Consider the following 21,948-nt stretch of genomic DNA (forward strand, 5'->3'; position numbering starts at 1 on the left):
AAACAACTTTCTATTAATAAACAATCGGGTAATCATAAGTAAACACTGTTTTGCAATTTACCTAATTGCCACTACCGACAAAACGCCTAAAATACGCTTCATCTGCAAACGGAAACCCTTTCTCACTTTGCAAGATAACACACAACCCTCATATGGAGCTTAGATCATGAAATTACTTTCTGTTATCACTGCAGCCGCATTGGCTACTGTTTCCTTCTCTGCTGCCGCTGCACCTGCCGGCTTCGTTTCTTACCGTTGTGACGGTGGCAAATCACTGAACGTGATGTACGGCTTTGACCGTAGCGGCCGTGCAGTTACTGCCGACGTAAACGCCGGTGGCAAAAAAGCCTCTTTGGTTGTCGACAAAAAACGTTCTGACAGCACTGGCACTACTTTCACCAACCGTAAAGGCTATGTAATGTCTGCCGGTTTCATCGACAAAAACACCCACACTACTTCTGAAGTAGTTGGCGTAAACGCCCCTAATGGCTCATTCCTGGTGAAAAACTGCGAACCACGTCCACATTAATCCCAGTTTTCCTATTTAACCGAATCATTCCGGTTTGATAGAAAGGCCGTCTGAAAAACAATTTTCAGACGGCCTTTTGATTCAAGCCTATAAAAAAGAGCGTGTACCGTACACGCTCTTTTTGTTTGTTCACACACCAATTAAATACGCATCGGCATTACGATGTATTTGAAGTTCGGATTATTCGGCATGGTAAACAGCGTTGAACGGTTGGCATCGCCGAAAGCAAGCTGCATATCGTCGGAGTGGATGTTACGCAACACATCCATCAGGTAGCCGATGTTGAAACCGACTTCGAGTTCTCCGCCTTGGTAAGCGATTTCCAGCTCTTCGCGTGCTTCTTCCTGCTCGTTGTTGCTACATACGACACTCAGTAAACCAGGCTGCAGGAACAGTCGTGCGCCGCGGAATTTTTCATTGGCAAGAATGGCGGCACGTTCAAGCGCACCCAAAAGCTGGGTACGCGATACGAGGAAAATCTTGTCGTTATCCAAAGGAATCACGCGGTTAAAGTCAGGGAACTTGCCGTCGATGACTTTGCTGACAATGGTCGTGCCATTGCATTGGAAGCGTACTTGATTGTCCAAAAGCTCAACGGTGATGGACTCGGACGGATTGTTCAACAGCTTAAAGAGTTCCAATACCGTTTTGCGCGGCAGGATTACTTCCGTTTTCGGCAGTTCTGCTTCAATTTGGCTGGCCGCATAAGCAAGGCGGTGGCCGTCGGTTGCAACAAGGCGCAGTTGGTTTCCTTCAACCTGCATCAGCAAGCCGTTGAGGTAATAGCGGATATCTTGAACCGCCATGCTGTATTGCACTTGCGAAAGCATGGTTTTGAAGGTTTCTTGAGTCAGTGAGAAAGTCGCGCTGACGTCGCTGCCGACGTTCATCAACGGAAAGTCTTCAGCCGGCAGGGTTTGCAGGGCAAAACGGGATTTGCCCGCGCGCAAAGTCAGACGGTTGTCCGCCCAATCTAAGGACACCAGCGCACTGTCAGGCAGGGCGCGCAAAATGTCTTGGAATTTTTTAGCGTTGGTCGTAATACGGAAATCGCCTGCCTGACTTTCAGGGCCGGCGGTATTGATTTGGATTTCCAAGTCGGTTGCCAAAAGTTTGGTTTGTCCGTCTTTGCTTTCCAGCAACACATTGGACAAAATCGGCAGAGTATGGCGACGTTCAACAATACCGGTAACGGCTTGCAACGGCTTGAGTAGACTGTCGCGATCGGCTTGTAAAATCAGCATGTTCCATTCCTTTGAATTTGAAATCGGTTGATTTGGGTATTTTAAAATATTTTTTGTTTTCAGACGGCCTCATATTGACATCAGGCCGTCTGAAATTGCATTAGGTCAGTTCTGAATCAAAATCAGCAGTTTCTCGTAGTCTTGTGCCAATTCGGGATCTTCTTCACGCAATTTCGCCACTGCTTTGACACCGTGCATCACGGTCGTGTGGTCACGGCCGCCAAAGGCATCGCCGATAGAAGGCAGGCTGAGCGTAGTCAGCTCTTTAGTCAGGCTCATGGCAACTTGGCGCGGACGGGCAATGTTGCGCGTGCGTTTTTTGCCCAATATATCGCTGATTTTAATACGGTAGTATTTAGCTGTCGCATCGATGATAATGTCGGCGGTAATGACTTTGTGTTTCTCGGCAATAATATCCTGCAAAGCCGTACGCGCCAAATCCATGTCGATGACAGGACGGTTCATAAAACGGCTGCTGGCGCTGACACGGTTGAACGCGCCTTCCAGCTCACGCACATTGGAGCGGATCAGATTGGCGATAAACAATGCGGCTTCGTCTTCGATACTGATACCGGCTGCTTCTGCCTTTTTCTGCAAAATCGCCACGCGCATTTCCAATTCGGGCGGCTCGAGTTCCAACGTCAAACCCCATGAGAAACGAGATTTGAGACGGTCGTCCATGCCCTCGATTTTGGCAGGTAATACGTCGCACGTCAGAATCAGCTGTTTTTTCTCGTTGTGAAAATGGTTGTACAGATAGAAGAATTCTTCCATCGTACGGTCTTTGCCTTTGATGAACTGAATATCGTCGATAATCAGCAGGTCATATTGTTTGTATTGTTGCTTGAATACATCATAAGTGTTGTTGCGCACAGCCTTCATAAAGCTGCGGATATAGTCGTCCGAGTGCATATAGCGCACTTTGGCATCAGGACGGTTTTTCAACAATTCGTTGCCGATGGCTTGCACCAAGTGGGTTTTACCCAAACCGGTACTGCCGTATAAGAAAAACGGGTTGTAGCCCTGCCCCGGATTTTCAGCAATAGCCTGGGCGGCTGCGGCGGCAAGGCGGTTGCCCTTACCTTCCACCAAGGTTTCAAATGTATAGTCGCGCGACAGATTGGTCTGTTCGTAGCGCGCTTCTTCCGCATCCTGTTGCGCGTCGGTTTTGGCTTTGGCAACTGCTTTAGACTCAGCCGGAGCGGCAGTTTGCACTTGAGGCTCATGCGGCAGGTTTTTCATGCGTTGTGCCAAAATCTCGGCAGCCGTCATGGCAGTGGCAGGCTTGGAAACCGTTTCAGACGGCCTATCTTCTTCCACTGCCGCAGCAGTTTGCAAAGGCATTTGAACAGGCTCTACAAATTCTTCAACTTCAATGACTTCTTGCACTTGCACCGGCGCAACAACCTGAGCCGCCATTTCATAATGCGCACCTACGCCCGGCTTAAACGCAAACGCAGCCTGCTGAGGCACCAATTCGGCACGCACGGCGTCAATTTTGGCGGCAAACTGGCTTTTGAGCATATTGCAGGCAAATTGGTTTTTACCATACACCACCCATACGCCGTTTTCTTCACCCACGGTCAAAGGCGCAATCCATTGCGCAAACTGCCCGGCAGGCAACATTTCGTGAAGGCGGCAAAGGCACAGCGGCCAAAATTCAGCTAACGTCATGAGATTAAGCTCGGAAAATGGAAGACTTGGGAAATACAAGAAGGCAGAGCAGACAGGCAATCTGATAAAAATCAAATTTTTACGATACTCCCGCTGCTTTCATACGGCCTTGCGCACAGAGAAAGACAAGGTTGGGCGATTATACCCATTCCGCTCTTTTTTATCCACAACCGCCGCAAAATTTTATCCACAAATTCTATCAATGCATAAAACCCGTTGTCACACTTTAGCCAACGAAAAGTTTTTATATTGATTGACAAAAGCGGCAAATTGGAGTGTAATTCACGGTTTAATTATCTACCAATTTTTAGGAAACATCATGAAACGCACTTATCAACCTTCCGTTACCAAACGCAAACGCACCCACGGCTTCTTGGTTCGCTCCAAAACCCGCGGTGGTCGCGCAGTATTGGCTGCCCGTCGCGCCAAAGGCCGCAAACGCCTGGCTGTATAATTTTGAATTACGGCTTCTCGAAGCAGTATCGCTTATTAAAAACGGATGATTTTTCATCCGTTTTTGCGTTGAAAAACCGACGCAGCCGCGATTTGCTGCAAGTCTCCCAGTCCGCAGACAACGCGCTCGGCCATCCGCGCCTTGGTTTGGTTGTCAGCAAAAAGACCGCCAAACGCGCCCATGACCGCAATTATATGAAGCGTGTCATCCGCGACTGGTTCAGGCTGAATCAACACCAGCTGCCGCCGCATGATTTTGTTGTGCGCGTGCGTCAGGCGTTTAATCGGGAAACTGCCCCAGAAGCCCGAAGCCAACTTGCCCAGCTGATGAAAAAACGCCGATGAATACCCTGCTTTCCAAGCTCCTCCTTGCACTCATCCGCTTTTACCAATACTGCATCAGCCCCCTCATTCCGCCGCGCTGCCGCTATACCCCGACCTGTTCACAATACGCAGTCGAAGCCGTCAAAAAATACGGCGCATTCAAAGGCGGATGGCTGGCAATCAAACGCATCGCACGATGCCATCCTTTCGGCGGACACGGCCATGACCCTGTTCCATAATGCTGCTGTCAACCATTTAAAGAACACGATTTCCTTTAATTTCCCGTCGGTTTCTATATAATGCCGTCTGAAGCAGTTTTCATCTCGATTACCTATCCGTCAATTCCAGGAATCTCTTATGGATTTTAAAAGACTAATGGCGTTTTTTGCCATTTCAGTGGCAATCTTTGCCGGCTGGGAACATTTTTTCCCCAGCCCCAAACCTAATCCGGCGCAACAAGCCGCGCAACAGCAAACGGCTGCTACTCCGGCAAAAGCCGCTGCCGAAGCCGCGCTAGCCCCGGCCTCTCCTATTACCGTTACCACAGACACGGTTAAAGCCGTCATTGATGAGAAAAGCGGCGACCTGCGCCAGCTGACCCTCTTGCAATACAAAGCAACCGGTGACGAACACAAACCTTTCGTCCTGTTTAACGACGGCAAGGAATACACCTACGTTGCCCAATCCGAGCTTTTGGACGCACAAGGCAACAACGTACTAAAAGGCATCAGCTTTACCGCTCCGCAAAAACAATACAGTTTGGAAGGCGACAAAGTTGAAGTCCGCCTGAGCGCACCTGAAACCAACGGCCTGAAAATCGACAAAGTTTATACTTTCACCAAAGGCAGCTACTTGGTTAACGTCCGTTTCGACATCACCAACAGTAAAGGCCAACCTGTCAACCTGAGCGCAGACTACCGCATCGTCCGCGACCACAGCGAACCCGAAGGCCAAGGTTACTTCACCCGTTCTTACGTCGGCCCTGTTGTTTACACCCCTGAAGGCGGCTTCCAAAAAGTCAGCTTCTCTGATTTGGACGACGATGCCAAATCCGGCAAATCCGAAGCCGAATACATCCGCAAAACCCCGACTGGCTGGCTCGGCATGATTGAACACCACTTCATGTCCACTTGGATTTTGCAGCCTAAAGACGGCCAAAGCGTTTGCACCGCAGGCGACTGCCGTATCGACATCAAACGTCGCAACGACAACCTGTACAGCGCAAGCGTCAGCGTGCCTTTAGCCGCCATCCAAGCCGGTGCGAAAGCTGAAACCGCCATCAACCTGTATGCCGGTCCGCAAACCACTTCCGTTATCGCCAATATCGCCGACAAACTGCAACTGGCCAAAGACTACGGCAAAGTACACTGGTTCGCCTCCCCGCTCTTCTGGCTCTTGAACCAACTGCACAACATCATCGGCAACTGGGGCTGGGCAATCATCGTTTTGACCATCATCGTCAAAGCCGTACTGTATCCATTGACCAACGCCTCTTACCGCTCTATGGCAAAAATGCGTGCCGCCGCACCTAAATTGCAAGCCATCAAAGAGAAATACGGCGATGACCGCATGGCGCAGCAACAAGCCATGATGCAACTTTACAAAGACGAGAAAATCAATCCGCTGGGCGGCTGTCTGCCTATGCTGTTGCAAATCCCCGTCTTCATCGGTCTGTACTGGGCATTGTTCGCCTCCGTAGAATTGCGCCAAGCGCCTTGGTTGGGTTGGATTACCGACTTGAGCCGTCCGGATCCTTTCTACATCCTGCCTTTGATTATGGCGGTAACCATGTTTGCACAAACTTATCTGAATCCGCCGTCAACCGACCCAATGCAGGCGAAAATGATGAAAATCATGCCTTTGGTTTTCTCCATCATGTTCTTCTTCTTCCCTGCCGGTTTGGTTCTGTACTGGGTAGTCAACAACCTCTTGACCATCGCCCAACAATGGCACATCAACCGCAGCATCGAAAAACAACGCGCCCAAGGCGAAGTCGTTTCTTGATAAAGGTGTAGGCAATACAAAGGCCGTCTGTTGTTCAGACGGCCTTTTTTTATTTCCTCAAATACAGTTTGAGATTGAACCCAATCCAGTTTTAAGCAGCATGAAGCACAAAAATCGTCGGGCGTTTTTTCAAATTCGGCATTTCTTTTCTTTTTCGCCACTGCGCAATCGTCTGGCTGATGATTTCCTGTGTCGGCAAGGTTAAGTCCGTAGCCACGCACAACCGCATTTCAGGATGCAGGTTTTCCACCGCATCAGCCAACAACGCATCGTTGCGATACGGCGTTTCGATAAACAGCTGCGTTTCATTCTGCTGGCGCGAACGTTGCTCCAAAGCCTTCAAACTCTGAATCCGCTCATTTTTTTCAGACGGCAAATAACCCTTAAACGCAAAGTTTTGCCCATTTGCACCCGAAGCCATCAGCGCCAGCAACAAGCTGGACGGGCCGACCAAAGGCCGTACTTCAAAACCGTGTTTATGCACCAACGCCACCAAATTCGCGCCCGGATCGGCAACAGCCGGACAACCTGCCTCGCTGACAATGCCCATACTGCGCCCTTCTTGCAAAGGTTTCAGCAGTTCCGGCAAAGTCTTCAAATCCGTGTGTTCATTCAGCGTTTGCAGATTCAGCTCACGGATAGGCGTAGTCACGCCCAAATGTTTCAAATGCGCACGCGCTGTTTTTTCCGCTTCCACAACAAAATCCGTCAACCCGACAATCGCCTGTTGTTCATGCGGCAACAGGCATGGCGTATCAGGCGCACCCAAAGGGGTAGGAATCAAATACAAAATCGGTTTCATTCTTGCAACTCCAAAAAATATCAGGCCGTCTGAACACATTCAGACGGCCTCAAACTATAAAACTTCCACACCTTCGTTTTTCAAAAAATCAATCAGACGGAAAATCGGAAGGCCGATTAAAGCATTCGGATCCGTACTTTCAATCCGCTCCAACAAAGCGGCGCCCAAACCCTCGCTCTTCGCCGCACCGGCACAATAAACCGCATCCGGCTCGCGTTCCAAATATCGGCTGATTTGCGCCTGCGCCAACTGTCGCATGACAACCACCGTACGATCAACATGATGCTGAACCTTGCCCGTAGCAGTATTCAAAAGCACGATTGCGCTGTAAAATTCAATCCGTTTTCCGCTCAAGTCCGCCAGCATCTGTTGTGCATTTGCGACGTTCATCGGCTTGCCCAACTGCCGTCCTTCGCACCATGCGACTTGGTCTGCGCCGATAATCAGCGCGGCAGGGAAAGTTGCCGCCAATGAACGGGCTTTGCCTTCCGCCAAACGCAGCGCCGTCTCGCCTGCATGCTCGCCCGCAATAGGCGTTTCGTCAAAATCAGGCGATGCCGTCTGAAAATCGACACCCAAACGGCGAAGCTGTCCGCAGCGGAAAACCGAACTCGACCCTAAAACCAAAGGCAGTTTTACTTCCATATTTTTACTTAAAAACATTGACGTTAGACTGCCGAAATTATATCATACTCCGTTTATGTCATACCCTAATTTGATTGACCCAGAAGTTTTCGCCGCCGAAGGGCAGAATCTGCAAGGCAGCTTCCTGCTCGAAGAATTGGATGAACGAGTCAGTTCGCACGATTACCCGGCCGACAAACAGACACGCGTGTCGTTTACGCTGCAAGGCGGTCGCGACCGGCTGCAACGTCTGTTTCTCGATTTAAACGTCAAAGCTGACATGCCCCTGATTTGCCAGCGTTGCATTACGCCCATGCCGTTTCTACTCGATGAAACCAGCCGTATCGTCCTGTTTGCCGATGAAGAGAGTTTGGACGAAGCCATGCTTGCCGATGAAGAATTGGAAGGCATGCTGCTCGAAAAAGAGCTTGACGTGCGGACTCTGGTTGAAGACCAAATCCTGATGTCGCTCCCTTTCTCCCCTCGACATGAAGACTGCGGCAACAATGGAACACTGGACGAAGTCAATCGGGACAAACCAAACCCCTTCGCTGTTTTAGCAGGTTTGAAAAGCAGTTAATTAGGACACAGTTTATTTATCTAGGAGCTTGAAATGGCCGTTCAACAAAACAAAAAATCCCCTTCTAAACGCGGTATGCACCGTTCACACGACGCTCTGACTGCGCCTTCTCTGTCTGTTGACAGCGCAACCGGCGAAGTACATCGTCCACACCACATTTCTCCAAACGGTATGTACCGTGGCCGTAAAGTGGTAAAAGCTAAAGGCGAATAATCCGTTCGTCTGACTGAAAAAGCCAGAATATTGCCATGCAATGACTGGCTTTTTTGCATTGCACCCTGTATTTTCCTCTTCGGAAGCACACCATGAAACGTAAAATCTGGTACACCTACGACGACATCCACCGCGTAATCAAAGGATTGGCGGAAAAAATCCAAAACTCCGGCACCAAATACGATGCCATGATTGCTATTGGCGGCGGCGGTTTTATCCCTGCCCGCATGTTGCGCTGCTTCTTGGAAATTCCGATTTACGCCGTCACCACAGCCTACTACGACAGCGATAACGAAGGTCAAGTTACAGAGGAAGTGAAAAAAGTCCAATGGCTTGATCCCGTTCCAGATACACTGAAAGGCAAAAACGTACTGGTCGTTGACGAAGTGGACGACAGCCGCGTTACCATGGAATTCTGCCTGAACGAATTGCTGAAAGAAGATTTCGGTACTGTCGGCGTGGCAGTATTGCATGAAAAAATCAAAGCCAAAGTCGGCAAGATTCCCGAAGGCATCCCTTATTTCAGCGGAATTACCGTGGAAGACTGGTGGATCAACTATCCTTGGGACGCGCTGGACATCGACGAACACAACAAATTGGCCGCGCAAAACCAATAAATCTGGCACGACCGTCGCAACAAGCCTTTTCATCTGATTTTCAATTCAATCTCCTGAAAATCAGATGAGTGTGCTTGTCCTATTGTCTGAGGCCGTCTGAAACACACAAACCGGAGAACAACATGATTACACTGGCCGTAGATGCCATGGGCGGAGATGCAGGCCTTGCGATTACCGTCCCCGGTGCAGTGGATTTCCTGAAACAACAATCCGACGTACATCTGATTATGGTCGGAGATGAAGCAGCAGTCCGCCAAGCATTAAGCTCGGCAGGCGCACCTATGGACCGCATTACCGTCTGCCATGCAGCGCAAGTCGTCGAAATGGATGAAGCGCCGCAATCTGCGCTGAAAAATAAAAAAGAATCATCCATGCGCATCGCCATCAACCAAGTTAAAGAAGGCAACGCGCAAGCCGCCGTATCGGCAGGCAATACCGGCGCACTGATGGCGACCGCCCGATTCGTCCTCAAAACCATTCCCGGCATTGAGCGTCCTGCCATCGCCAAATTCCTGCCATCCGACAGCGAACACGTTACTTTGGCTTTGGATTTGGGTGCCAACGTTGACTGCACTCCCGAACAACTGGTTCAATTTGCCATCATCGGCAGCGAGCTGGTACACGCGTTACACCCTGAAAAAGGCAGCCCGCGCGTCGCCCTTTTGAACGTCGGCACAGAAGACATCAAAGGTACGGATGCCGTCAAACAAACCTTTAAACTGTTGAGCAGCAGCAAACTCAACTTTATCGGCAATATCGAAAGCAACAGCGTTTTGTATGGCGAAGCCGATGTCATTGTCGCTGACGGGTTTGTCGGCAACGTTATGCTCAAAACCATCGAAGGCGCGGTTAAATTCATGAGCGGCGCCATCCGACGCGAATTCCAAAGCACCCTGTTCAACAAACTTGCCGCTATTGCCGCCCTGCCCGCACTCAAAGGTCTGAAAGGCAAATTGGATCCGCGCAAATTTAACGGCGCTATTCTGCTTGGTTTACGCGGTATTGTGATTAAGAGCCACGGCGGAACCGACGAAATCGGCTTCCGTTATGCTTTGGAAGAAGCCTACCACGAAGCCAAATCTGCCGGCCTCGCTCAAATCGAACAAGGCGTAGCCACCCAGTTGGCTGCTTTGGAAGCCGCCAAAGCAGCAGCCGAACTGGAAGAAACCGCTACTCCAACAACGGAAGCTTAAGGCTGATATATACAGGCCGTCTGAAACTTCACAATGTTCAGACGGCCTGTTTTTATCTTTAATCACCGACTTCATTCTTAATATTGGGAATTTTCCCATTTTCGCTTACAATACCCGACTATCTGAATCAACTCTCTAAAAAGGCCGTTCTCATGCAATATGCCAAAATTTCCGGTACAGGCAGCTACCTTCCTGCCAACCGCGTCAGCAATGACGACCTTGCCAAAAAAGTGGACACTTCCGACGAGTGGATTACCACGCGTACAGGTATCAAATTTCGCCATATTGCAGACGACAGCGAAAAAACCAGCGACTTGGCCGCCGAGTCAGCGCGCCGCGCCTTGGCAGATGCCGATTTGCAGGCTGACGATATCGATCTGATTATCGTCGCCACAGCCACTCCCGATATGCAATTCCCTTCTACGGCAACCATCGTGCAGCAAAAATTGGGTATTGCCAACGGCTGCCCTGCCTTTGACGTACAAGCCGTGTGCGCCGGTTTTATGTATGCCCTGACCACTGCCAATGCCTACATTAAAAGCGGCATGGCAAAAAACGCTTTGGTTATCGGCGCGGAAACCTTCAGCCGCATCGTCGATTGGAACGACCGTACCACCTGCGTCCTCTTTGGTGACGGTGCTGGCGCGGTTGTCTTAAGCGCATCTGACGAACCGGGCATCATCCACAGCAAACTCAAAGCCGACGGCAACTACCTCGACCTTTTGAACGTCCCCGGACAAATCGCCAACGGCCAGATTTGCGGTTCGCCCTACATCAGCATGGACGGCCCCGGCGTATTCAAGTTTGCCGTCAAAATGCTGTCCAAAATCGCCGATGACGTTATCGAAGAAGCCGGTTACACCGCCGATCAAATCGATTGGATTGTGCCGCACCAAGCCAATAAGCGCATTATCGACTCTACCGCCAAACACTTGGGCTTGAGCATGGACAAAGTGATCTTGACCGTCCAAGACCACGGCAACACTTCCGCCGCCTCCATTCCACTGGCACTGGATGTCGGTATTAAAAACGGCCAAATCAAACGCGGACAAAATCTCTTGCTCGAAGGTATCGGCGGCGGTTTTGCCTGGGGTGCGGTTTTGGTGAAATACTAACGGTTAGGCCGTCTGAACATCCTTTTCAGACGGCCTATTCTGCTCAAACCCATGGAATCTCTAACGTTTGCACTCTGTATCAGTAGCCTGTTTTTAAGCATAACGGCTGTAATATTGCCTAAACTGGCAATCGCCTATCTTGCACTGAGCGCATACGTTTTCCTGCTTTACTACCTAGACAAACAGCGCGCATGCAACCACGGCAGACGCATACCCGAAGCAAAATTGCATCTGCTCAATCTGCTTGGCGGCTGGCCGGGCGGTTATTGCGGCAGCCTCGCATTCAGGCACAAAACCAGCAAACTCAGTTTTGTCCGCACCTTCCGACTGACCGCCGCAACCAATACTGTCGCCACCCTCCTTCTGCTGGCAGACACCCTCAAACATTCAAACCAATAAGGAATTACCATGTCTTTCGCATTCTTCTTCCCCGGACAAGGCTCACAAAGCCTAGGCATGATGAACGGCTTTGCCGAGCAAGCCATCGTTAAAGCCACATTTGACGAAGCTTCCGCCGTATTGGGTCAAGACCTGTGGGCAATGATTAACGGCGAAGATGCCGAATTAATCGGACAAACCGTCAACACCCAGCCCATCATGCTGGCTGCCGGTATTGCCACCTACCGCGCCTACTTGGAAGCCGGTGGTAAAATCCCTTCAGTCGTTGCAGGTCACAGTCTCGGCGAATACACTGCCCTCGTCGCTGCCGGCGCATTGAATTTCGCAGACGCGGTCAAACTGGTCCGTCTGCGCGCCGAACTTATGCAATCTGCCGTACCGCAAGGCGTAGGCGCAATGGCCGCTATTTTGGGTTTGGAAGATGAACAAGTAAAAGCCATTTGTGCCGAAGCTGCACAAGGCGAAGTCGTTGAAGCCGTCAACTTCAACTCCCCCGGCCAAGTCGTGATTGCCGGCAATACCGCCGCAGTCGAACGCGCCATGGCCGCCGCCAAAGAAGCCGGAGCCAAACGCGCCCTGCCGCTGCCCGTTTCTGTTCCTTCACATTGCAGCCTCATGAAGCCTGCAGCGGAAAAACTTGCCGAAGCACTGAAAGACATCACCATCAAACAACCGCAAATCCGTGTCATCCATAACGCCGATGTTGCCTCTTACGATGATGCCGACAAAATCAAAGATGCCCTGGTACGCCAACTGTACAGCCCGGTGCGCTGGACAGAAACCGTTAACGCGCTTGTTTCCGAAGGCATCACCGAATCAGCCGAATGTGGCCCTGGCAAAGTCCTCGCAGGCCTCGCCAAACGCATCAATAAAGAAGCCGCGTGCAGCGCATTGACCAATGCCGACCAAGTGGCGGCATTTATCGAAGCCCAGTAAGCTTGCAGCCTTTCATGTTCCAAACGACCTTTCTTAATGAAAGGTCGTTTTTAATGCCTTTCAGTTGTGTTGAAATAGGGGAGTGAATGGTAACAGAAGGACACTTTTTCTATTTCAACTTAGCATTAGTTTTTTAAATATTTAAGGTTGTCTGAAAAAATTTTATAGAAAGAAAAATCTTTTTTATCCCAAAACAGTAATTTCGTCACACCAGCATCTTCATTGCGATATAATCACTAAGCCTTACTAATCCGATAGATTAACAAAATTTAATCTACATAGCACCGGAATACCAAGCCAATGATAGAAAAACTGACCTTCGGCCTATTTACCCAAGAAGATTCTCGCAGCTTCATGCGCTTGATGGCTTATATTCGCCCTTATAAGACCCGCATTATTTTTGCTTTAATTGCTATCTTCGGCGTTGCCGCTACCGAAAGCTATCTTGCCGCCTTCATTGCCCCACTGGTCAACCAAGGCTTCGCCCCGCCTTCTGCACCACCCGAACTCAATACCACAGGCGGCATCGTCGCCACACTGCAAAACTGTAAAGACCAATTTACCTACCTGATTTGGGGTACTCCCAACAAAGTCTGGGTTGTGCCTGTATTTTTTATCTTTTTGGTCATCATTCGAGGCATCAGCCGCTATGTCAGCACATATTTGCTGACTTGGGTTTCCGTCATGGCAATCAGCCATCTGCGTCACGATATGTTTGCCAAAATGCTGCAACTCTCTTCCAAATTCCATCAGGAAACCCCTTCCGGCACAGTTTTGATGAACATGGTGCAAATGGCGGAATCATCCATCAGCAACGCCAGCAATGTTTTTATCGTACTGACCCGCGATACCATGATTGTCATCGGTTTGGTCTGCGTCCTGCTGTATTTGAACTGGCAGCTCAGCTTGGTCGTCGCCCTGATGTTCCCGTTGCTGTCTTTGTTGTCCCGCTATTACCGTAATCGTCTGAAAGACATTATTGCGGGAGCGCAACTCAGTATCGGCACCATGAACAATGTCGTCAACGAAGTCCATCAAGGACACCGCGTGGTCAAACTCTTCGGCGGCCAACGTCAGGCTGCCGAACGCTTCACCGCTGTCAACGACACCATCGTCCGTCTCGGTAAAAAAATCACTCAAGCGACTGCGGCACGTTCCCCGTTCAGCGAACTGATTGCTTCGTTTGCTTTGGCCGTCGTTATCTTTATTGCCCTTTGGCAGAGTCAGCAGGGGCATACCACCATCGGCGAATTTATGGCATTTATCGTTGCTATGTTGCAAATGCTCAGCCCGATTAAAAACTTGGCGAACATCAGCATCCCTATGCAGACCATGTTTATTGCTTCTGATGCCGTTTGCCAATTCCTCGATACCAAGCCTGAAAAAGATAACGGTACAAAAATCCTGACCAATGTCGAAGGTCGTCTGAAATTTGATAACGTCGATGTCCGCTACCACGCAGACGGTAAAAAAGCCTTGGACGGCTTCAACCTCGACATCCGCCAAGGTGAACGCGTTGCTTTGGTCGGTCGCTCAGGCAGCGGTAAATCCACCGTCGTCAACCTGCTTCCGCGTTTTGTCGAACCAAGCTCGGGCGCGGTTTATTTGGATGATGTGAATATCGAAGACATCAAACTCGACAACCTGCGCTCCCAATTTGCCCTTGTTTCCCAAGATGTCTTTTTGTTTGAAGGCATGCTTTTGGAAAACGTCCGTTACAGCCGTCCCGATGCCACTGAAGAAGAAGTATTGGCAGCCCTCAAAGCCGCGAATTTGCAAGATTTGGTTGAAAGCTCGCCGCATGGTTTGAACCAACAGATAGGTGCAAACGGCAACCAACTCTCCGGTGGTCAGCGTCAACGTGTCGCCATTGCCCGCGCCATTCTGAAAGATGCCCCTATCTTACTTTTGGACGAAGCCACCAGCGCGCTGGATAACGAATCCGAACGCCTTGTACAGCAAGCCCTCGAACGCCTGATGGAAAACCGCACCAGCATCATCGTCGCCCACCGACTGACTACTGTCGAACAAGCCGACCGCATTATTGTTATGGACGACGGGCATATAGTTGAGCAAGGTTCACACGATGAATTGATGGCGCAAAACGGTTACTATGCCATGCTGCGTAATATGCCGAAATTAGACAAATAATTTCACAAACAGCCGTCAAAGAGCGGCGAAGCAATAAAAACAGCGCATCTTATAACTTAAAAAACAGGAAATACTATGAACGTCCTACAAAATATCATCTTCCCTCATATGACTTTTCATGCCCCGGAAGAGATGTATGTCCGATTGAGCAATGAAAAAGTTTATGCCTCTTTAAACAGTAAAACGTTAATCTTTCAAAACGGCGGGAAGGTCAGCTTTGACACTTACTTCAATAGCCTGTCCGTACAACCTTGGCAAAAGAACTGTAAAATCGATGATTTGAAACTATATCTGCAAGGTGAAGGTGAGTTCCTGATACGTATCGGCATACACCGTATTGGATACGCCTCCTACTGGTTGGATGAAAAAGTCATCGCATTAAAAAATGGTCAGATGGAGCATATTGAAGTCAGCGATTGGCAAAAACTGGATTCTGGTATGTTGTTCTTTACTGTACAGGCATTGGGTGAAGGTAGGTTGGAAAAAGGTTTTTGGGCGACCGAAACCCGTCCTCAACAGGATATTAAGCTGGGTATTGTCGTTACCCACTTCAACCGCAAACAATGGGTATTGCCTGCCGTTTCACGTATTCATGATGAGTTACTGACCGACCCCGTCTTCAAGGGAAAAGTAGAGCTGATTATTGTCGATAATTCACAAAATATTACAGCAGAAGAACTGACGGGCAAAACGGACGGCATTACCGTTATTCCGAATAAAAACCTTGGCGGTTCTGGCGGCTTTACCCGCGGCTTGTTGCATTTGAAAGATTGTCAGGATTTTACACACTGCCTGTTTATGGATGATGATGCATCTTGCGAAATTGATTCTATCAAACGCGCTTACAATATACTGAGCTACGGCAAAGTTGAGCGGTTGGCAGTTTCTGGCGCGCTATTGCGTGAAATCGAACCTTTTCGCCTGTTTGAAAAAGGTGCTGTATTCGATGGATCATGCCACCCGTTAAAATCTGGTATGGATATGCGTCATGTCCATGATTTGCTGTTTGCCGAATTGAACGATATTGCACCAAATTACGGAGCTTGGTGGTTCTTCGCATTTAAAATCAACGAAGTTAAAGAATATGCCTTCCCCATTTTTGTCCGTGGCGATGACATCCGTTTTGGGTTAGGAAATGAATTTTCAATCGTTACCATCAATGGTATTGCTTGTTGGGGAGAGGATTTCGCACTAAAGAGCGGACCTATGCCAATATATTTGGATACACGGAACCACTTATTGTATGCGGTGCAAGTAAACAATAAAAAATTGGCATTGAAACAGGCCAGAAACTATATCCTGTCGCAATTATTCTCATATAACTATGCTTCCGCACAAGCCTGCCGCATTGCCGTAGAACACGTTATGCAGGGACCTGATTTCTTTTTGAAAAATATGGATATGGCGGAAGTCCGTCAACAAATCGGCAGTCTGTTGCCGTCTGAAAAACTGACTGCAATTGATCGTGCATCATTGAATATCAAATATCGTTTTAAAACAAAAAAAGAGGAGCGGTGGCACCGCTGGCTGCGGAAAATCACCCTCAACGGTTTCAGGTTGCCTGAGTTTGCATTAAACCTAATCAACCGAAAAAACCGTACTATCTTCCAGCACAAATCTTTTCAAGGCAATGCACGGGAGATTTTCGGCTACCGCAAAGTCATTTACGAATACGAGCCGACCCATACCGGCTATGTTGCAGAAATGAATAAAGAATTATTCTTTAGAGAATATAGTTTGATGAAGAAGATGCTGAAGGATTTGTCTGATAAATTCGATACCCTACATCAGCAGTACGCCAAAGCCGTCCCTGATATGACGAGCGAGCAGTTCTGGCGCGAGATTTATAAGGAAGACTAAACCAGATGAGTAGCAAGATATACATCGCCACCCATACGGATTACTGTTTCCCGCAAAAATCGGGCTACATCCCGATTTTTGCGGGAAGGGCTTTGCATGGCGACGCCTTAACGATACATGGCGACGATGTAGGGGAAAATATTTCCATGCTGAACAACCAATTTTGTGAGTTGACTGTACTGTATTGGATTTGGAAAAACTGCCGTACCGACATAGTCGGCTTAGTGCATTATCGCCGCTATTTTGCCGATTTAAATCATCCTGAAATGAATATTATCCATAAGGATAAGCCGATTTTGGATGTAAGCCGACTTTCTGAATTGATGTCGTCTGAAAATCGGGTTTTCTTGCCTAAACCGCAAGGCTTTGGTAAACGGCGAATTCTCAAGCTGTTTAAAAAACAGCGGACTGTGTATCAGCAATACAAAGATTGCCATTTTAAAAAAGATTGGCTGGAGTTGGAAAAAACCATCAACAGGCTTTTTCCAGCGTATGCCGAAACCTTGGGAAAAGTTAAAAACGATACGCAAATGAGCTGTTGTAATATGTTTATCGCTTATAAATCCTTTGTCGATGCTTATTGCACATGGCTGTTTGAGATTTTGTTTGACTTGTACAACCGGCTGGATACTAGCGGTTACGACAATTATCAGCGACGCATTTTCGGGTTTATGGCGGAACGCCTTTTGAACGTTTATGTCCGACATCATGCTACTGATTTGGACATTCAATATTTAGATATTACTTTTTTGGAGTAAACCATAATGACTCAAAAAACAGAATTCTTAATCGTAGGTGCAGGTTTTACCGGAGCTGTCATCGCACGTGAACTCGCAGAGGCCAGCCATAAAATCACCGTCATCGACCAGCGCGGCCATATCGCGGGCAACTGCCATACCGAGCGCGATCAGGAAACAGGCGTAATGGAACACGTTTACGGCCCCCATATTTTCCACACCGATGACGAAGAAGTGTGGAACTACGTCAATAAACACGGCAAATTCATGCCCTATACCAACCGCGTCAAAACCACCTACAACAATCAGGTCTATTCTCTGCCCGTCAACCTGCATACCATCAATCAGTTTTACCAAAAAGCCTTTTCGCCCGCAGAAGCGTACCAGCATATTACTGAAATAGCTGATAACTCGATTGTCGAGCCGAAAAACTTTGAAGAACAAGCCCTGAAATTCATCGGTAAAGACTTATACGAAGCCTTCTTCAAAGGTTATACCCAAAAACAATGGGGACGCAGCCCGATTGAGCTGCCCGCCAGCATTCTTAAACGACTGCCTGTACGTTTCAACTACAACGACAATTATTTCGCACACCGCTTCCAGGCCATCCCCAAGGATGGCTATACCGTCGTCGTACAATCCATCCTGAACCATCCGAATATTTCAGTATCTCTCAATACAGCATTTTCCGTAGAAGCGGCAGAAGGTAAACACATTATTTGGACGGGCAAGTTGGACGAATACTTCCAATATGCGAAAGGTCGTTTGGCATACCGTACGCTGGACTTTGAAAAACACTCTGCTGAAGGCGACTTCCAGGGCTGTGCGGTCATGAATTACGGCAATGCCGACATTCCCTACACCCGCATCGCCGAACACAAACACTTCACCCCCTGGGAAGAACACGAAAAAACCATCTATTTCAAAGAGTTCAGTCGTGAGTGCGGAGAGAACGACATCCCCTACTATCCAGTAAACCTGAGCAGCTCTTCCGGCCTGCTGGAAGGCTACTTCGCCCTTGCTGAAAAGGAAAACGGCGTAACCTTCGCCGGTCGCCTGGGTACCTACCGCTATATGGATATGGACGTTACCATTAAAGAAGCCTTGAAATTAAGCCGCCGTATGCTTGAAGATTTGAATGCGGCTAAACCTTTAGCAAGTTTTTACCATAAATAAAGCGTCAAGGTCGTCTGAAACCGGTTTTCAGACGACCTGTCCTATAAAATGAAGTCGTCTGAAACAGACTAACGATTCACAGCATTACATCCTGATTATGAATAAAACCATCATCCTTGCTGTCCCCTATATGTACGGGTTGGACAAGTGCATAGAAAAAAACCTGTGCTACCACGGCTTCAATGTTATCAATCTCTGTTACGACGACAGGGACTCATACTATCCGCACATAGGCTGCCGTATTCTCAGTTTATATCATAAATACATTAAAAAAGATGGCGATTATAAGAAAAAACTGAAATATTCCCGCTACCGCAAGCAGATAACAGAAAAACTGGCTTCCTTGGGAAGTGGCAAAGCAGACTACGCCCTTTGCATCCGCGCCAATATTTATCCCAAAGAAATCATTTCTGCCATCCGCGAACACAGCAAAGTATGCGTCAACTACCAATGGGACGGTATCGACCGTTTCCCTGACATCATCGAATATTTGCTCTATTTTGACCGCTGCTGGGTGTTCAATAAAAACGATGTGGGAAAATACCCCCAACACCGTTTCAAAGCGACTACCAATTTCTATTTCGATTTTCCGATTGAGGGAAATGGAAAAACGGAGGGCCTTTATTTTTTAGGCGGCTACGAGGCGGGCAGAGAACACCAAACCTCCATTTTTCTTGATGAAGCACGCCAACTGGAACTGCCGTTGGATTTCTACATCTACTGCAAAGACGACCGTGCAAGCAAAATTTTTGGCAACGACGGCATTACCTATTTGAATCGACAAAGTATCCTGAGCTTCGAGCAAAACCTGCAAAAAGTCAAAAACTGCCTGGCAGTCGTCGATTTTGTCCAATTTGAAAATTACGGCTTGTCTTTCCGTGTATTCGATGCCCTGTGTTTCGACAAAAAACTGATTACCACCAATAAGGCAGTAGCGGAATGCGACTTCTACCATCCCAACAATATCTTCATTTGGGACGGGGAAAGCCTTGACGGATTGAAAGACTTTTTCAGACGGCCTTACCATCCGCTTCCCGAAGAAATAAAAGCCAAATACGCCTTCGGCAACTGGGTCCGCCGAATCCTCGACATATCAGACGAAGTATAAACAGATACTATGCCGACAGAACAAAAAACAATTATCCTGGGCATGCCCGCTGACAACCAAATTTACCGTGTTATTGAAGCTGCTCTGAATCATCACGGCTTCAACGTCATCAGCGTCATCATGGATAATCTGAATTTCCGCTATCCTTCCCTTTCTGATCGTTTGAAAGTCAAATTCAGGCAACTAGTGCTGAGAGATAAAAACGCAAAAAAGAAGCTTATATCCACTCAGTTAATGCGAGATGTCAAAAACAAACTGATAATGCATAGTAAAGCAGATTACGCTTTGTTTATTCGAGGTGATGTTTTTTCACTTGAATTTTTAGATATGATTAAACGCCATACTCGTCATGGTAATATGATCAACTACCAATGGGACGGCATCGACCGTTTCCCTGCTATTTGGGATTGCGCCGACCGGTTCGACCGCATTTACGTTTTTGATCCCGCCGATATGCGAAATCCGAAACATCCTTTCCTGCCAGCCACCAATTTCTATTTCGACCACGACGTCAACCTGCCCGAAAACCCACCCAACGATTTCTATTTTATCGGTTGGCATATACCTGACCGCGCCCCGATTATTTCTGCTTTTGGCAAAGCAGCTGAAACGTTGGGCTGGAAACTTGACTTCAATATCGGCAGTATAAATACCGACGTCGATACCCTCCGCCGTTTTTATCCTACGGAAAACATAAAAATCTTCATCGGTGTCAGAAGTTTCGCAGACAACCTCGAAGCCGCTAAACAGGCAAAAATCCTGATAGATTTCAAAACGCCCGTTCACAACGGCCTCTCTCTCCGCCCCTTCGAAGCCCTCGGCTACCGCAAAAAATTAATTACCACCAACACCGAAATCAAAAAATACGATTTTTATCACCCCAACAATATCTTCGTTTGGGACGGTAAGAGTTTGGACGATTTGGCAGAATTTGTCGCCAAACCCTACTGTGAACTGCCGCCCGAAATCTACCAAAAATACAGTTTCGGCAACTGGTTGCGCTATATTCTGGACATCCCGCCCCATCAAAAAATCACCCTGCCCGAATAAACGGAGAGATCGTCTGAAATTTGCCGATATAGAAGATTAAAATAGGAATGCCCGCATCGTCATTCTCGCGCAGGCGGGAATCTAGAGATTTGAGATTACGGTAATCCCTAAACATCTCTGAAAGATTAAGATCGGGATTCCCACCTGCGCGGGAATGACAATACGGAGGCTTCTTATTTTATTTCAGACGACCTTAAAAATTAGATTCATCACACTATTTATGCTATAAGGTCGTCTGAAATAAACAGACTCCATTCTTCGAAACAAGGAAACAAAACATGAGTACACAAGATTTGAGCGGCAAAATCGCTTTAGTAACCGGCGCATCGCGCGGTATTGGTGCGGCGATTGCCGATACTTTGGCTGCGGCCGGTGCAAAAGTTATCGGTACAGCCACCAGTGAGAGCGGTGCGGCTGCAATCAGCGAACGCTTGGCACAGTGGGGCGGCGAAGGCCGTGCATTGAATTCTGCTGAACCTGAAACCATCGAAAACCTGATTGCCGACATCGAAAAAGAATTCGGCAAACTGGATATTTTGGTCAACAACGCCGGCATTACCCGTGACAACCTCCTGATGCGCATGAAAGAGGAAGAATGGGACGACATCATGCAGGTCAACCTCAAATCTGTGTTCCGTGCCTCCAAAGCCGTATTGCGCGGCATGATGAAACAGCGTACCGGCCGCATTATCAACATCACATCCGTTGTCGGCGTGATGGGCAATGCCGGTCAAACCAACTATGCGGCGGCAAAAGCAGGCTTAATCGGCTTCTCCAAATCTATGGCACGTGAAGTCGGCAGCCGCGGCATTACCGTCAACTGCGTCGCCCCCGGCTTTATCGACACCGATATGACCCGAGCCCTGCCGGAAGAAACCCGCAAAACCTTTGAAGCGCAAACTTCTTTGGGCAAATTCGGTGAAGCGCAAGATATTGCCGATGCAGTCTTGTTCTTGGCTTCTGATCAGGCAAAATACATTACCGGTCAGACACTTCATGTCAACGGCGGCATGTTGATGCCTTAAACCATTTGAGACCTTTGCAAAATTCCCCAAAATCCCCTAAATTCCCATCAAGACATTTAGGGGATTTTCCATGAGCACCTTCTTTCAGCAAACCGCCCAAGCCATGATTGCCAAACACATCGACCGTTTCCCAC

Annotated in this window: 23 protein-coding genes; 19 read left to right on the forward strand and 4 right to left on the reverse strand. The window is 48.3% G+C overall.

All coding sequences use genetic code 11. The features are described 5' to 3' along the window. Positions 1-166: 166 nt before the first annotated feature. Positions 167-529 carry an ACP-like domain-containing protein gene (locus ACTHTS_RS08215; protein ID WP_440369755.1) on the forward strand — a complete coding sequence of 121 codons (363 nt, stop codon included), beginning with the start codon at positions 167-169 and terminating at the stop codon, positions 527-529. 140 nt (positions 530-669) lie between these two features. On the opposite strand, the gene dnaN is transcribed toward ACTHTS_RS08215, so the two are convergent. Together dnaN and dnaA are read right to left on the reverse strand one after the other, a co-directional pair. Beyond that, the gene (dnaN, locus tag ACTHTS_RS08220) at positions 670-1,773 is read right to left on the reverse strand and encodes a DNA polymerase III subunit beta (protein WP_003682174.1); all 1,104 of its coding nucleotides are present in this window, start codon (positions 1,771-1,773) and stop codon (positions 670-672) included. Between the two features lie 105 nt (positions 1,774-1,878). Further along, positions 1,879-3,447, reverse strand: coding sequence for a chromosomal replication initiator protein DnaA (dnaA, locus tag ACTHTS_RS08225; RefSeq protein ID WP_440369756.1), 1,569 nt, complete (start codon positions 3,445-3,447; stop codon positions 1,879-1,881). Between the two features lie 319 nt (positions 3,448-3,766). Here dnaA and rpmH point away from each other — a divergent pair, with 319 nt between their 5' ends. The 4 genes from rpmH (at position 3,767) to yidC (ending at position 6,228) form a co-directional block, all read left to right on the forward strand. After that, positions 3,767-3,901, forward strand: a complete 135-nt coding sequence (gene rpmH / locus ACTHTS_RS08230; RefSeq protein ID WP_002214728.1) for a 50S ribosomal protein L34 — start codon at positions 3,767-3,769, stop codon at positions 3,899-3,901. 2 nt (positions 3,902-3,903) lie between these two features. Then, positions 3,904-4,245, forward strand: coding sequence for a ribonuclease P protein component (gene rnpA / locus ACTHTS_RS08235; RefSeq protein WP_070460400.1), 342 nt, complete (start codon positions 3,904-3,906; stop codon positions 4,243-4,245). Continuing rightward, positions 4,242-4,463, forward strand: a complete 222-nt coding sequence (gene yidD, locus ACTHTS_RS08240) for a membrane protein insertion efficiency factor YidD (protein WP_003682178.1) — start codon at positions 4,242-4,244, stop codon at positions 4,461-4,463. Before rnpA ends, yidD begins: the two co-directional genes overlap by 4 nt. A gap of 118 nt (positions 4,464-4,581) precedes the next feature. After that, a complete protein-coding gene (gene yidC, locus ACTHTS_RS08245) occupies positions 4,582-6,228 on the forward strand; it encodes a membrane protein insertase YidC (RefSeq protein WP_440369757.1) in 1,647 nt (548 codons plus the stop codon). Between the two features lie 91 nt (positions 6,229-6,319). Here yidC and ACTHTS_RS08250 read toward each other — a convergent pair whose 3' ends face one another. Both ACTHTS_RS08250 and ACTHTS_RS08255 read right to left on the reverse strand, forming a co-directional pair. Next, on the reverse strand, positions 6,320-7,030 hold the full coding sequence (locus ACTHTS_RS08250; RefSeq protein WP_440369758.1) for an SAM-dependent methyltransferase: 711 nt from the start codon (positions 7,028-7,030) through the stop codon (positions 6,320-6,322). Positions 7,031-7,084: 54 nt separating this feature from the next. Then, entirely contained in the window at positions 7,085-7,675 is a 591-nt protein-coding gene (locus ACTHTS_RS08255) for a Maf family protein (protein ID WP_440369759.1), read from the reverse strand. 55 nt (positions 7,676-7,730) lie between these two features. On the opposite strand from ACTHTS_RS08255, the gene ACTHTS_RS08260 reads away from it, so the two are divergent. The 14 genes from ACTHTS_RS08260 (at position 7,731) to fabG (ending at position 21,814) form a co-directional block, all read left to right on the forward strand. After that, entirely contained in the window at positions 7,731-8,234 is a 504-nt protein-coding gene (locus ACTHTS_RS08260; RefSeq protein WP_004520416.1) for a YceD family protein, read from the forward strand. A gap of 33 nt (positions 8,235-8,267) precedes the next feature. Further along, the gene (gene rpmF, locus ACTHTS_RS08265) at positions 8,268-8,447 is read left to right on the forward strand and encodes a 50S ribosomal protein L32 (protein WP_002240035.1); all 180 of its coding nucleotides are present in this window, start codon (positions 8,268-8,270) and stop codon (positions 8,445-8,447) included. A gap of 92 nt (positions 8,448-8,539) precedes the next feature. Next, entirely contained in the window at positions 8,540-9,064 is a 525-nt protein-coding gene (locus ACTHTS_RS08270) for a phosphoribosyltransferase (protein WP_440369760.1), read from the forward strand. Positions 9,065-9,186: 122 nt separating this feature from the next. Further along, entirely contained in the window at positions 9,187-10,257 is a 1,071-nt protein-coding gene (plsX, locus tag ACTHTS_RS08275) for a phosphate acyltransferase PlsX (protein ID WP_440369761.1), read from the forward strand. A 152-nt stretch (positions 10,258-10,409) separates the two neighbouring features. Beyond that, positions 10,410-11,372 carry a beta-ketoacyl-ACP synthase III gene (locus ACTHTS_RS08280; protein WP_440369762.1) on the forward strand — a complete coding sequence of 321 codons (963 nt, stop codon included), beginning with the start codon at positions 10,410-10,412 and terminating at the stop codon, positions 11,370-11,372. Positions 11,373-11,486: 114 nt separating this feature from the next. After that, on the forward strand, positions 11,487-11,771 hold the full coding sequence (locus tag ACTHTS_RS08285) for a DUF1294 domain-containing protein (RefSeq protein WP_440369763.1): 285 nt from the start codon (positions 11,487-11,489) through the stop codon (positions 11,769-11,771). Positions 11,772-11,780: 9 nt separating this feature from the next. Next, positions 11,781-12,707 carry an ACP S-malonyltransferase gene (gene fabD, locus ACTHTS_RS08290; protein WP_440369764.1) on the forward strand — a complete coding sequence of 309 codons (927 nt, stop codon included), beginning with the start codon at positions 11,781-11,783 and terminating at the stop codon, positions 12,705-12,707. A gap of 300 nt (positions 12,708-13,007) precedes the next feature. Further along, positions 13,008-14,858 (forward strand): lipid A export permease/ATP-binding protein MsbA, encoded by a 1,851-nt coding sequence (gene msbA, locus ACTHTS_RS08295; protein WP_440369765.1) that lies wholly within the window; start codon positions 13,008-13,010, stop codon positions 14,856-14,858. Between the two features lie 75 nt (positions 14,859-14,933). Beyond that, positions 14,934-16,718 carry a glycosyltransferase family 2 protein gene (locus ACTHTS_RS08300; protein ID WP_440369766.1) on the forward strand — a complete coding sequence of 595 codons (1,785 nt, stop codon included), beginning with the start codon at positions 14,934-14,936 and terminating at the stop codon, positions 16,716-16,718. Between the two features lie 5 nt (positions 16,719-16,723). Then, positions 16,724-17,476, forward strand: a complete 753-nt coding sequence (locus ACTHTS_RS08305) for a DUF4422 domain-containing protein (protein ID WP_440369767.1) — start codon at positions 16,724-16,726, stop codon at positions 17,474-17,476. Positions 17,477-17,482: 6 nt separating this feature from the next. Further along, the gene (glf, locus tag ACTHTS_RS08310; protein ID WP_440369768.1) at positions 17,483-18,631 is read left to right on the forward strand and encodes a UDP-galactopyranose mutase; all 1,149 of its coding nucleotides are present in this window, start codon (positions 17,483-17,485) and stop codon (positions 18,629-18,631) included. A 97-nt stretch (positions 18,632-18,728) separates the two neighbouring features. Continuing rightward, positions 18,729-19,739 (forward strand): hypothetical protein, encoded by a 1,011-nt coding sequence (locus tag ACTHTS_RS08315; RefSeq protein ID WP_440369769.1) that lies wholly within the window; start codon positions 18,729-18,731, stop codon positions 19,737-19,739. A gap of 327 nt (positions 19,740-20,066) precedes the next feature. Beyond that, positions 20,067-20,789, forward strand: coding sequence for a hypothetical protein (locus ACTHTS_RS08320; protein ID WP_440369770.1), 723 nt, complete (start codon positions 20,067-20,069; stop codon positions 20,787-20,789). A gap of 278 nt (positions 20,790-21,067) precedes the next feature. Next, the gene (gene fabG, locus ACTHTS_RS08325; protein WP_107724043.1) at positions 21,068-21,814 is read left to right on the forward strand and encodes a 3-oxoacyl-ACP reductase FabG; all 747 of its coding nucleotides are present in this window, start codon (positions 21,068-21,070) and stop codon (positions 21,812-21,814) included. The last annotated feature ends 134 nt before the right edge of the window (positions 21,815-21,948 follow it).

It is taken from the genome of Neisseria sp. P0019.S003 (genome assembly GCF_051957115.1).
In the GTDB taxonomy this organism is placed as follows: Bacteria; Pseudomonadota; Gammaproteobacteria; order Burkholderiales; family Neisseriaceae; genus Neisseria; species Neisseria flavescens_D.